This is a genomic window from Pantoea sp. X-Soil-YNGN-775 (assembly GCF_059730575.1).
Window position 1 is genome coordinate 1,204,644 of the sequence record NZ_AP035945.1, and the last position, 12,078, is coordinate 1,216,721.

A 12,078-nucleotide genomic window follows, 5' to 3' on the forward strand; every position below is an offset into this window, starting at 1 on the left:
GAGCGACCATGTTTGATTATGAAGTTCTGCGCTTTGTCTGGTGGTTGCTGATAGGCGTACTGCTGATCGGTTTCGCCGTAGCAGATGGCTTTGATATGGGCGTCGGCATGCTGATGCGCATCCTGAGCCGCAACGATACCGAACGCCGCATCATGATTAACACCATCGCCCCGCACTGGGATGGCAATCAGGTGTGGCTGATCACCGCCGGCGGCGCGCTGTTTGCCGCCTGGCCGATGGTCTATGCCGCGGCTTTTTCAGGTTTCTATGTGGCGATGATCCTGGTGCTGGCCTCGCTGTTCTTTCGGCCGGTCGGCTTTGATTACCGCTCCAAAATCGAAGATAACCGCTGGCGCGGTGCCTGGGACTGGGGCATTTTCATTGGTAGCTTTGTGCCGCCGCTGGTGATTGGCGTGGCGTTCGGTAACCTGTTACAAGGCGTTCCCTTCCATGCTGATGAATATCTGCGTCTGTTCTATACCGGTAACTTCTTCCAGCTGCTGAATCCGTTTGGCCTGCTGGCGGGCGTGGTCAGCGTGGCGATGATTCTGGCGCAGGGCGCGACCTATCTGCAGATGCGCACCAGCGGTGAACTGCACCTGCGTTCACGCGCAGCGGCACAGATTGCTGCGCTGGTGATGATGGTCTGCTTCGTGCTGGCGGGCGTCTGGGTGAAATATGGTATTGATGGCTACGTCGTCACCAGCACCCTCGATCACTTTGCCGCCTCGAATCCGCTGGGTAAAACCGTGGTGCGGGAAGCGGGCGCCTGGATGGTGAATTTCCAGAACCACCCGCTGCTGTGGCTGTTCCCGCTGCTCGGCGTGCTGCTGCCGCTGCTGACGGTGATCTGCTCCCGGCTTGAGAAGGGCGCCTGGGCGTTCCTGTTCTCCTCACTGACTCTGGCCTGCGTCATCATGACGGCGGGAATCGCGATGTTCCCATTCATCATGCCTTCCAGCACGGTGCCGGGTGTCAGCCTGACGATGTGGGATGCCACTTCCAGCCTGCTAACGCTGAAAATTATGACCGTCGCTGCGGTGATTTTTGTGCCGATTATTCTGGCTTACACCAGCTGGTGTTACTGGAAGATGTTTGGCCGCATCACCAAAGATCACATCGAAAGCAACAGTCACTCACTCTACTGATTAAGGAGACGACGCATGTGGTATTTTGCCTGGATTCTTGGCACCTTGCTGGCCTGTGCCTTTGGTATCGTCACCGCGCTGGCGATTGAGCACATCGATGCGCAGGATGAGTCGCACTGATGCGCGCACCGATTCAGATGCTGTATCGTCTGATGGATAAGGGCCCGTTACGGGCCCTTTCACTGCTGCTGGCGCTGGTCACGGCCGGCGGCGTGCTGTGGGACCCGACACGCTTTGCCGATCAGGCAGGCAGGCTGCCGGCTCCGCAGGCGCTGCTGCTCATCTGGGCCATCTGTAGTGCGGTGATCCACGGGGTGGGTTTCCGGCCACAGCAAACCCGATGGCAGGCGCTGTTTTCGCCGTTACCGGCAGTCGGGGTGCTGTTTATCGCGCTTTACCGCTTTTACGCTTAATCTCCCGCCACATCGACGCTGTGAGTGAGTTTTTGTCAGCGTCCGGTCAAGAAATCTCCCTGAAATCGTTCCGTTTGTTACGGAGCGATAATTATTTTCGCCTGGCTCTGGCGACCCATTCCAAACCCGATTTGTCTTGCGTATAGTAGCAACGTTTAAAACGAGGCCGGGATGTAGAGTGAGTACAACGCTGTTTCGCTGGCCGGTTCGGGTCTACTACGAAGACACTGATGCCGGTGGCGTGGTTTATCACGCCAGCTATATCGCTTTTTATGAACGAGCACGTACCGAAATGTTGCGTCAGCACCATTTCAATCAGCAGACGCTGTTAGAACAGCAGGTCGCTTTTGTGGTGCGGCGTATGACGGTGGACTATCTGGCGGCGGCGCGTCTTGATGACCTTCTGGAGATCCAGAGTGAAGTGACATCAATGACCCGGGCTACCATGACGTTTACCCAGCGTATCGTGAATGCTGAAGGCAAAGTGCTCAATGAGGCAGAAGTCCTGATTGCCTGCATTAACCCACATCTGATGAAGCCGATTGCGCTTCCCAAGTCTATTGTCGCGGAGTTCAAGCAGTGACTGACATGAACATTCTTGATTTGTTCCTGAAGGCGAGCCTTCTGGTCAAACTTATCATGTTGATTTTGATCGGCTTTTCGATTGCCTCCTGGGCGATCATTATTCAGCGTACGCGTATCCTTAACGCGGCGGGGCGCGAAGCGGAGGCGTTTGAAGACAAATTCTGGTCCGGTATCGAACTCTCACGTCTCTATCAGGAAAGCCAGGGTCGTCGTGACGAACTCGCCGGGTCGGAGCAGATTTTCTACTCCGGTTTCAAAGAGTTTGCCCGCCTGCACCGCGCCAATAACCACGCACCGGAAGCGGTGATCGAGGGCGCGAGCCGGGCGATGCGTATCTCGATGAACCGTGAACTGGAGGCGCTGGAAAACCACATTCCTTTCCTCGGCACCGTCGGCTCCATCAGTCCGTATATCGGTCTGTTCGGTACCGTCTGGGGGATCATGCACGCCTTTATCGCGCTGGGCGCGGTGAAGCAGGCGACCCTGCAGATGGTTGCACCGGGTATTGCTGAAGCGTTGATTGCTACGGCAATCGGCCTGTTTGCAGCGATCCCGGCGGTGATGGCGTACAACCGTCTGAACCAGCGCGTGAATAAACTGGAGCAGGGCTACGACAACTTCATGGAAGAGTTCACCGCCATTCTGCATCGCCAGGCTTTCTCCAGCGATAGCGCTAAGTAAATAGAGGTTAATGATGGCCAGAGTACGTGGTCGCAAACGCCGCGACCTGAAGTCGGAAATCAACATCGTTCCGCTACTGGACGTCCTGTTGGTGCTGTTGCTGATCTTCATGGCGACGGCGCCCATTATTACCCAGAGTGTGGAAGTGGACCTGCCTGATGCGACCGATTCAAAAACCGTCGCCAGTGACGATAACCCGCCGGTGATTGTCGAAGTGGCGGGCGTGGGTCAGTACAGTCTGGTGGTGGATCACGATCGTATGGATCAGCTGCCTCCTGAGCAGGTAATCAGCGAAGCGCAGCGTCGACTGGAAGCCAATCCAAAGACCGTCTTTTTGATCGGGGGCGCGAAAGAAGTGCCTTACGACGAAATTATTAAAGCGCTCAACCTGCTGCACCAGGCGGGTGTTAAATCTGTCGGTTTGATGACGCAGCCGATTTAAAATCGAACCGTTTTTTGGGAACCGAGTGTGTCGAAGGCAACCGAGCAAAACGAGAAGTTAAAGCGCGCGATAATCATTTCGGTGATTCTGCACATTGTGCTGATCGCGCTGCTGATATGGAGCTCGTTTAATGAGCACATTGATGCCAGCAGTGCCGGCGGCGGCGGCAGCGATATAGATGCTGTGATGGTCGATCCCGGTGCGGTAGTGAGTCAATACAACCGTCAGCAGAACCAGCAGAGCGACAGCCAGCGCGCCGAGCAGCAGCGCAAAAAGCAGGCGCAGCAGCAGGCTGAAGAGCTGCAACAAAAACAGGCGGCTGAACAACAGCGACTTAAAGCGCTGGAGAAAGAGCGTCTCGAAGCGCAGGAAACCGCTAAACAGCAGGCGAAGCAGCAAGCTGAGCAGCAGAAAGCGGCAGAAGAGGCCGCGAAGCAAGCGCAGGAGCAGCAAAAAACTGCCGAAGCTGCCGCCGCCAAAGCGAAAGCAGAGGCTAAAGCCGAAGCCGATGCGCAGGCCAAAGCCGCCGCCGAACAGGCGAAGCAGGCGGCTGCTGAGGCGAAGAAACAGGCCGATCAGCAGGCCAAAGCTGCGGCGGCCGCGGCCGCAAAAGAGAAAGCCGTAGCCGAAGCCAAAGCGAAATCTGACGCCGAGGCGAAAGCCGCAGCAGAAGCCAAGGCGAAAGCCGCGGCCGACGCGAAAGCTAAAGCGGCTGAAGAAGCCAAAGAGAAAGCGGCAGAAGCAGCGAAAGCGAAAGCGGAAGCCGCCAAAGAGAAGGCTGAAGCCGCCGCCAAAGCCAAAGCAGAAGCGGCCAAAGAGAAAGCGGAAGCCGCTGCGAAAGCCAAAGCCGATGCGGCAGCCAAAGCGAAAGCCGACGCCGCCGCGAAAGCTAAAGCTGATGCGAAGGCCAAAGCCGCTGCCGATGCAGCCAATGACAGCGATGTTGATGACCTGTTAGGCGGACTGGCTTCCGGCAAAAATGCGCCGAAAAGCGGCACCTCGGGTGGCGCGGCAGGGCAGGGTAATCAGAAGAAAGCCGGTGCATCCGGTGCGGAGATCAACTCCTATCTTGGTCAGATTACCAGTGCGATTCAAAGCCGATTCTATGATGCGGATCTGTATCGCGGAAAAAGTTGTGATTTACGGATTAAACTTGCGCCTGACGGATTGTTGATTGATGTTAAGTCAGAAGGCGGCGACCCCGCACTCTGTCAGGCAGCGATTGCCGCTGCCAAACAGGCACGTATTCCGAAGCCGCCTTCACAGGCTGTGTATGAAGTGTTTAAAAACGCGCCAATGCGTTTCAGACCGCAATAATGCAGTAACTGACGGCAAGTTGATCTAAGGTTAGCTTGCCGTATTTAAGTCGTACTCGTGGTTTCCAGGAACAGTGCCAATTATCGTGGACTGAGGTTCAGATAAGGGAGATAAAATGAAGCAAGCTCTTCGCGTTACGTTAGGCTTTTTTATCCTGCTGTGGGCAGCCGTGCTGCATGCAGAAGTTCGAATTGAGATCACCCAGGGCGTGAATACTGCACGTCCGATTGGCGTGGTGCCGTTTAAATGGGCCGGTGCTGGCGCTGCGCCAGAAGATATCGGCGGCATCGTGGCGGCTGACCTGCGCAACAGCGGTAAATTCAACCCGCTGGATCGCTCACGTCTGCCACAACAGCCAACCAGCGCGCAGGAAGTTCAGCCTGCTGCCTGGAGCGCGCTCGGCATTGATGCCGTGGTGGTGGGTCAGGTGCAGTCCAACCCGGACGGCAGCTACCAGGTCTCTTACCAGTTAGTCGACACCGGCGCTGCGCCAGGTACGGTACTGGCACAGAATTCCTATAAGGTGACCAAACAGTGGCTGCGCTACGCTGCGCACACCGCCAGTGATGAAACCTTTGAGAAACTGACCGGCATTAAAGGGGCGTTCCGCACCCGCATCGCCTATGTGGTGCAAACCAACGGCGGTCAGTTCCCGTATGAACTGCGCGTCGCGGATTACGATGGCTACAACCAGTTTGTGGTTCACCGTTCACCGCAGCCGCTGATGTCACCGGCCTGGTCGCCAGACGGCAGCAAAGTGGCGTACGTCACCTTTGAAAGCGGCAAGTCAGCGCTGGTGGTACAGACGCTGTCTAACGGTGCTATCCGTCAGGTTGCTTCTTACCCACGTCACAACGGTGCTCCGGCCTTCTCGCCGGATGGCTCTAAGCTGGCTTTCGCCCTGTCTAAAACCGGCAGCCTGAACCTCTACGTGATGGATCTGGCGTCAGGTCAGACGCGTCAGGTCACCGATGGCCGTTATAACAGCACTGAACCGACCTGGTTCCCGGACAGCCAGACGCTGGCTTACACCTCGGATCAGGCCGGTGCGCCTCAGATTTATAAAGTAGGGATCAACGGCGGCGCGCCTCAACGCATTACCTGGGAAGGCGGTCAGAACCAGGATGCGGACGTTGCCACCGATGGAAAATCAATGGTGATGATTAGCACCAGTGGCGGTGCTCAACACGTCGCCAAACAGGATCTGGAAACGGGAGCCGTTCAAACGTTAACGGACACGTTCCTGGATGAAACGCCGAGCCTGGCACCGAACGGCACAATGGTAATCTATAGCTCTACTCAGGGGATGGGTGCCGTGCTGCAACTGGTTTCAACCGACGGCCGTTTCAAAGCGCGTCTTCCGGCAACTGATGGACAGGTAAAATTTCCTGCCTGGTCGCCGTATCTGTAATGTCTGACTTAACAGACATCACAAACAATAAACAATAATGGGATTTTTGAAATGCAACTGAACAAAGTGCTGAAGGGTTTGATGCTGGCTCTGCCGGTTCTGGCAGTAGCGGCTTGTAGCTCACACAAAAACAACAACAATGACCAGACTGGCATGGGTGCTGATGGCGCTTACGGTGCAAATTCTGGCATGAACGGCAACGGCGGCAACATGTCTTCTGACGAGCAGGCGCGTCTGCAGATGCAACAGCTGCAGCAGAACAACATCGTCTACTTCGGTCTGGACAAATATGACGTTCAGTCTGATTACGCTCAGATGCTGGATCAGCATGCAGCTTTCCTGCGTAGCAACCCATCTTACAAAGTGACTATCGAAGGTCACGCGGATGAGCGCGGTACGCCGGAATACAACATCGCCCTGGGCGAACGTCGCGCCAGCGCGGTTAAAATGTATCTGCAAGGCAAAGGCGTTTCTGCCGATCAGATGTCTATCGTTTCTTACGGTAAAGAGAAGCCAGCCGTTCTGGGTCATGACGAAGCAGCCTATTCTAAAAACCGTCGTGCCGTACTGGTCTACTAAGAGAATCACATGGTTAGTAACTTCAGACATCACCTGTTGAGTCTGTCGTTACTGATTGGCGTAGCGGCCCCCTGGGCCGCTAATGCCCAAGCGTCAATCAGTAGCGTTGGCTCCGGCTCGGTCGAAGACCGTGTCACCACTCTTGAACGAATCTCTAATGCCCAGGCACAGCTGATGCAGCAACTGCAGCAGCAGATGAGCGATAACCAGCGTGATATCGACGCGCTGCGTGGGCAAATCCAGCAAAACACGTATCAGCTGAATCAGGTGGTCGAGCGGCAGAAGCAGCTCTATCAGCAGATTGACAGCCTGAGCAGCAGCAGCGGTCAGCCGGCGGCCAGCAGCGATGCTTCAGCCGATGCAGGCGCAGCAGCAGGCGCGGGTGCGGCAGCGACGACGGGCAGCGCACCGGCCCAGACCGGCGATGCGAACAGCGACTACAATGCGGCTGTAGCGCTGATTCTGGAGAAGAAACAGTACGACCAGGCGATCACTGCGCTTCAGGCGTGGGTAAAACGTTACCCTGATTCGACCTATCAGCCGAACGCCAATTACTGGCTGGGACAGCTGAACTACAACAAAGGCAAAAAAGACGACGCGGCCTATTATTATGCCACGGTGGTGAAAAACTATCCGAAGTCGCCTAAAGCCGCAGAGGCGTTATTGAAAGTGGGCGTCATCATGCAGGAGAAAAACGACACGGCGAAAGCCAAAGCGGTTTATCAGCAGGTGATTAAACTTTATCCCAATACCGATTCTGCCAAACAGGCGCAAAAACGTCTGGCAAGTATGTAATCTGTACGGTTCAGACCGGATATCGGGTGATTTCTGGTCTTGCCGTATGAAAGGTAAGCAATTGAAGCTTTTAGCAGAAATAAGAGTTGCGCTGCCTCAGTAAATCAGTAATATATGCCGCCGTTGCCGGGACACATTGCAAACGTGTCTGGCAAGCCTGAAGATGGGTCGTTAGCTCAGTTGGTAGAGCAGTTGACTTTTAATCAATTGGTCGCAGGTTCGAATCCTGCACGACCCACCATCTCCGGTCAGACGCGCGTTTTGTTGCCGTGCCCTTTCAGGATACCCTTCAGCATTGCTTCACAACCTAAGATGGGTCGTTAGCTCAGTTGGTAGAGCAGTTGACTTTTAATCAATTGGTCGCAGGTTCGAATCCTGCACGACCCACCATCTTACTTCGGGCGCCTGGCGCAATGAAGGGTTGTAAGCCCCCAGCGGGTCGTTAGCTCAGTTGGTAGAGCAGTTGACTTTTAATCAATTGGTCGCAGGTTCGAATCCTGCACGACCCACCAATTAAGAAGAAAGCGCCTTTAGGGCGCTTTTTTCGTTTCTGCGGCACGGAGTTAAACGTGCCGGATGAGAACCTGCCGCAGGTTCGACTGAATCGCCGGGAGCGATTCAGGCTGATGTGACAGCATCACCCGCAGGGCGTGGCCCCGGACGGGCCGCGGCTTATCCTGCACGACCCACCAATTAAGAAGAAAGCGCCTATAAGGCGCTTTTTTCGTTTCTGCGATAGTGAAAAGCAAAGCGCCAATGGCGTTTGAGGTTATCGGTAAACCTGGTCTGGTCGGCGGTGAGATCGAGCCTGCGCAGAGAACAGGGGCAGATCGGAAAGACGCAAAATCCGTCATCCATGACCGCTCGACCCGCACCGTCCCTGGCGCGGAACGCTTTCCTCTTCTGCCCCTGTTCCGTGCGCACTCAGCTTCTTTATGGTGGGCAGATACTTGCTGACTCGGGTTTGCAGCCGTCTGAAAGCGCCTTTAAGGCGCTTTTTTCGTTTCTGCGATAGTGAAAAGCAAAGCGCCAATGGCGTTTGAGGTTATCAGTAAACCTGGCCCGTCAACGGTGCGATCGAGCCTGCGCAGAGAACAGGGGCAGATCGGAAAGACGCAAAAGCCGTCATCCATGACCGCTCGGCCCGCACCGTCCCTGGCGCGGAACGCTTTCCTCTTCTGCCCCTATTCCGTGCGCGATGAGCTTTTTCGTTGCGGCCAGCTTCAGTCGGGTGCGAGTTTGTAAGCCGTCTGGAAGAGGCGCCGCATTTTTCGTTTCTGCGATACCGACTATGCAGGTCAGGGTGACAATCTGCAGCCTGACATCAACCATCCAACCGTCACGGCTTTTTCTTTGCTTTTGCCACTGCCAGGCTCTCCCAGATATGCATCACCGCATAGCTGCGCCAGGGACGCCATGACTGCGATCGCGCCTCCGCTTCTTTGGATGACATGCCGCCCAGGTTGTTACGAATAGCAATATCCTCTTTGGGAAAGGCATCAGGCCAGCGCAGGGCGCGCATCGCGATATAGTGCGCGGTCCAGGGACCAATGCCCGGCAGGTTGACCAGCTTTTTTATCACCTCGTCAGGTGGCTGGGCGGCACTGAGACGCAGATCTCCGCTGGCGCAGGCTGTTGCAAAAGCGATGATAGCGCGGGAGCGCGCGGCGCTGACAATCCCCATCGGCGCAACATCGTCTTCCGTCAGTCCGGCGATACGTTCAGGATGTGCGGTGTAGCGGGTCAGATCGGCGAACGGCGTCTCACAGGGTTCGCCAAAGGCAGCGGCAAAACGGCTGCTGACCGTGGTGGCCGCTTTGACGGTCACCTGCTGGCCGATAATGGCGCGCACCCCCAGCTCAAAGGCATCGAATGCGCCAGGCACGCGCAGACCGGGATGCGAGATCAGACTCGGAGCCAGCAGTGGGTCCTGCGCCAGACAGGCGGCGATACGCTGCGGCTGTGCGTCGAGATCGAACAGATCGCGCAGACGGCGCAGTAGCAAAGGCAGAACCGGCGTCAGCGAGGTTGAAAGCGTCACCTGCAGCGCGTTCTTTTGCGGCAGATGCGAAACAGTGACCCAGCCCCGGCAGCGGCCCAGCACTACGGTGCGTCGCCAGCAGCCATCTTCCACCGCCTCGACCTCTTTCATCAAATGCGTCTGCAAAAACCAGAGCATCGCCGCCCAGTCGTAGGGAGGACGATAGGCCAGCCGCAGCGTCACGCGGTCGCCGGGCTGCGCACGCTGAGTGCCCGTTTCGTCCCTGCGCAGCGCGCCTGGCGTCATGCGGTAACGCGCCTGGAACACATCATTGAAGCGCCGCAGGCTGCCAAAGCCGCTGGCGTAGGCAACCTCAATAATCGGCAGCCGGGTTTCGGTCAGCAGCTGTTTAGCCAGCAGCATTCGTCGCGTCTGCTTCAGCTCCAGCGGCGAGACACCCAGTTCCTGCTGCACGATACGGCGCAGCTGACGCAGGCTGATACCAAATTCAGTGGCAATCGCCTCCAGCCCTTCGCGTTCCTCCAGCATGCCTTCCTCGATACGCTGAATCAGCCGCTCCGCCACACGGTGAGGCTGGTCAACCGGCGCATTACCGGGAGCCAGTTCGGGCCGACAGCGCAGGCAGGGCCGAAAGCGGGCTTTCTCCGCCGCTTCGGCGCTGCTGAAGAACAGGCAGTTCTTTTGCATCGGTGCTTTGACCGGGCAGACCGGACGACAATAGATACCGGTTGAGGTGACGCCAACAAAAAAAACGCCGTCAAAGCGGGTATCACGAGAGGTCAGCGCCTGATAGGCAATGTCAGGATCGAGCATGGCATTTCTCCGGTAAATAAGCGCAGCCTACACCGGTGAATCCCGGCAGACTGGCTGTTTTCGGACAGCACAACAGTTTATCGCCATGACCGAAAACAGCCAGTCAGGCTGATGAAAAGTGCGATAATAGGCGACAGAACCGTGACGGGAGAATCACCATGTACTACTTCAAACCGATAGCCACCCCGGTGGGTGAACTGAAACTGGTCGCCAGCGATAGCGGCCTGGCGGGTATTTTGTGGGAAAACGACGATCCGAAACGCACCCGGTTTTTGCCGCAAACGCGCGATGACGCTCATCCCATCCTGATCGAAACAGAGCGTCAGCTTAGCGAGTTCTTCACCGGTGCTCGTCGCCGTTTTGAGCTGCCGCTCGACTTTGTCGGCACTGATTTCCAGAAAAAAGTCTGGCAGGCGCTGCTGGCCATCCCGTTTGGTGAGACGCGCAGCTACAGCCAGATTGCGCGGGAGATCGGCCATCCGCTGGCGGTGCGTGCTGTCGGGGCGGCCAATGGTCGCAATCCACTCTCGATTGTCGCACCGTGCCACCGCGTGATTGGCGCCAATGGCAAGTTGACCGGCTTTGCGGGCGGGCTGGATATCAAAGCCTTTCTGCTGGCGCTGGAAGCACCTCAGGCCGCGCTGACGCTGGCAGATGAAACGCAGCCCGGCAGGGTCGGAGCTGTGATGCAGACAGAGTAAATATCGCACGACACAGCCAGGCTTTTCCGCTATCGTGTTTAGCATATAAAACACGATGGCGGGAACAACGCCATATGTCGCCTTAACAGGCCATTTTCGTTAATTAGATAAAACGAGAGCTGTGTCATGAGTGTGATGTTCGATCCCGAGAGCGCTGTTTACCCTTTTCCGCCCAAGCCTGCCCGACTGACTGATGATGAAAAGGCGGCCTATCGTGAGAAAATCAAAGCATTACTCAAAGCACGCAACGCCGTGATGGTGGCGCACTACTACACCGACCCGGAAATTCAGGCGCTGGCAGAAGAGACCGGCGGCTGCGTTTCCGATTCGCTGGAGATGGCGCGCTTCGGCAGCAACCACCCGGCGACTACGCTGCTGGTGGCGGGGGTGCGCTTCATGGGGGAAACCGCCAAAATTCTTAGCCCGGAGAAAACCGTGCTGATGCCGACGCTGCAGGCGGAATGTTCCCTCGATCTGGGCTGCCCGATTGAGGAGTTCAACGCCTTCTGCGATGCCCATCCCGACCGAACCGTGGTGGTCTATGCCAATACCTCCGCAGCGGTGAAAGCGCGCGCCGACTGGGTGGTAACCTCCAGCATCGCGGTTGAGCTGATTGAACATCTCGACAGCCTCGGCCAGAAGATCATCTGGGCACCGGATCGCCATCTTGGCCGCTACGTGACGCAAAAATCGGGTGCGGATGTGCTGTGCTGGCAGGGCGCCTGTATCGTGCATGACGAGTTTAAAACCCAGGCGTTGCAGCGGATGAAAGCGCTCTATCCCGCGGCGGCGGTTCTGGTGCATCCCGAGTCGCCGCAGGCGATTGTCGATCTGGCCGACGCGGTGGGGTCTACCAGCCAGCTGATCCAGGCGGCGAAATCGCTGCCGCATCCGCAAATGATCGTCGCGACCGATCGCGGCATCTTTTATAAAATGCAGCAGGCGGTTCCGGAGAAAGAGCTGCTGGAAGCGCCGACCGCCGGAGAAGGAGCAACCTGTCGCAGCTGCGCACATTGCCCGTGGATGGCGATGAACGGCCTCAGGGCGATTGCAGAAGCGCTGGAGTCGGGTGGGGCAGATCATCAGGTTCAGGTTGCCGATGACCTGCGAGAGGCCGCATTGCTGCCGCTTAATCGCATGCTATCCTTTGCAGCAGATCTTAAACTCAACGTGAAAGGAAACGCCTGAGGC

At 56.8% G+C, this 12,078-nt stretch carries 13 protein-coding genes and 3 tRNA genes; 15 read left to right on the top strand and 1 reads right to left on the bottom strand.

What is annotated here, in order from left to right; all coding sequences use genetic code 11:
• Window positions 1-8: 8 nt before the first annotated feature.
• From cydB to AC6I8I_RS05675, 13 genes are all read left to right on the top strand, one after another.
• Window positions 9-1,148, top strand: coding sequence for a cytochrome d ubiquinol oxidase subunit II (gene cydB / locus AC6I8I_RS05615; protein ID WP_312758037.1), 1,140 nt, complete (start codon window positions 9-11; stop codon window positions 1,146-1,148).
• Window positions 1,149-1,163: 15 nt separating this feature from the next.
• Entirely contained in the window at window positions 1,164-1,268 is a 105-nt protein-coding gene (gene cydX / locus AC6I8I_RS05620; protein ID WP_069728038.1) for a cytochrome bd-I oxidase subunit CydX, read from the top strand.
• Window positions 1,268-1,561, top strand: a complete 294-nt coding sequence (gene ybgE, locus AC6I8I_RS05625) for a cyd operon protein YbgE (protein ID WP_312758035.1) — start codon at window positions 1,268-1,270, stop codon at window positions 1,559-1,561. The genes cydX and ybgE overlap by 1 nt, the downstream gene beginning before the upstream one ends.
• Before the next feature lie 178 nt (window positions 1,562-1,739).
• Window positions 1,740-2,144 carry a tol-pal system-associated acyl-CoA thioesterase gene (gene ybgC, locus AC6I8I_RS05630; RefSeq protein ID WP_031374830.1) on the top strand — a complete coding sequence of 135 codons (405 nt, stop codon included), beginning with the start codon at window positions 1,740-1,742 and terminating at the stop codon, window positions 2,142-2,144.
• Window positions 2,141-2,827: a Tol-Pal system protein TolQ gene (gene tolQ / locus AC6I8I_RS05635; protein WP_031374831.1), complete on the top strand. Its 687-nt coding sequence runs from the start codon at window positions 2,141-2,143 to the stop codon at window positions 2,825-2,827. Before ybgC ends, tolQ begins: the two co-directional genes overlap by 4 nt.
• A 13-nt stretch (window positions 2,828-2,840) precedes the next feature.
• Window positions 2,841-3,269, top strand: a complete 429-nt coding sequence (tolR, locus tag AC6I8I_RS05640; protein WP_010260764.1) for a colicin uptake protein TolR — start codon at window positions 2,841-2,843, stop codon at window positions 3,267-3,269.
• Between the two features lie 27 nt (window positions 3,270-3,296).
• The gene (gene tolA / locus AC6I8I_RS05645) at window positions 3,297-4,586 is read left to right on the top strand and encodes a cell envelope integrity protein TolA (RefSeq protein WP_312057576.1); all 1,290 of its coding nucleotides are present in this window, start codon (window positions 3,297-3,299) and stop codon (window positions 4,584-4,586) included.
• Between the two features lie 115 nt (window positions 4,587-4,701).
• Window positions 4,702-5,997 carry a Tol-Pal system beta propeller repeat protein TolB gene (gene tolB / locus AC6I8I_RS05650; protein WP_497828410.1) on the top strand — a complete coding sequence of 432 codons (1,296 nt, stop codon included), beginning with the start codon at window positions 4,702-4,704 and terminating at the stop codon, window positions 5,995-5,997.
• Between the two features lie 51 nt (window positions 5,998-6,048).
• Complete coding sequence (pal, locus tag AC6I8I_RS05655) at window positions 6,049-6,576, top strand: peptidoglycan-associated lipoprotein Pal (protein ID WP_031374834.1); 528 nt, start codon at window positions 6,049-6,051, stop codon at window positions 6,574-6,576.
• Window positions 6,577-6,585: 9 nt separating this feature from the next.
• Window positions 6,586-7,371 (top strand): cell division protein CpoB, encoded by a 786-nt coding sequence (gene cpoB / locus AC6I8I_RS05660; protein WP_312057575.1) that lies wholly within the window; start codon window positions 6,586-6,588, stop codon window positions 7,369-7,371.
• Between the two features lie 165 nt (window positions 7,372-7,536).
• Window positions 7,537-7,612 (top strand) — tRNA-Lys (locus AC6I8I_RS05665).
• Window positions 7,613-7,685: 73 nt separating this feature from the next.
• Window positions 7,686-7,761: transfer RNA gene (locus AC6I8I_RS05670), tRNA-Lys, on the top strand.
• Window positions 7,762-7,807: 46 nt separating this feature from the next.
• A tRNA-Lys gene (locus AC6I8I_RS05675) sits at window positions 7,808-7,883 on the top strand.
• An 827-nt stretch (window positions 7,884-8,710) separates the two neighbouring features.
• Here AC6I8I_RS05675 and AC6I8I_RS05680 read toward each other — a convergent pair.
• The gene (locus tag AC6I8I_RS05680) at window positions 8,711-10,186 is read right to left on the bottom strand and encodes an AlkA N-terminal domain-containing protein (protein ID WP_497828411.1); all 1,476 of its coding nucleotides are present in this window, start codon (window positions 10,184-10,186) and stop codon (window positions 8,711-8,713) included.
• A 158-nt stretch (window positions 10,187-10,344) separates the two neighbouring features.
• Between AC6I8I_RS05680 and AC6I8I_RS05685 the strand changes: the two genes are divergently transcribed.
• Both AC6I8I_RS05685 and nadA read left to right on the top strand, forming a co-directional pair.
• Window positions 10,345-10,887, top strand: a complete 543-nt coding sequence (locus tag AC6I8I_RS05685; RefSeq protein ID WP_312756312.1) for a methylated-DNA--[protein]-cysteine S-methyltransferase — start codon at window positions 10,345-10,347, stop codon at window positions 10,885-10,887.
• Between the two features lie 126 nt (window positions 10,888-11,013).
• Complete coding sequence (nadA, locus tag AC6I8I_RS05690) at window positions 11,014-12,075, top strand: quinolinate synthase NadA (protein ID WP_312052979.1); 1,062 nt, start codon at window positions 11,014-11,016, stop codon at window positions 12,073-12,075.
• The last annotated feature ends 3 nt before the right edge of the window (window positions 12,076-12,078 follow it).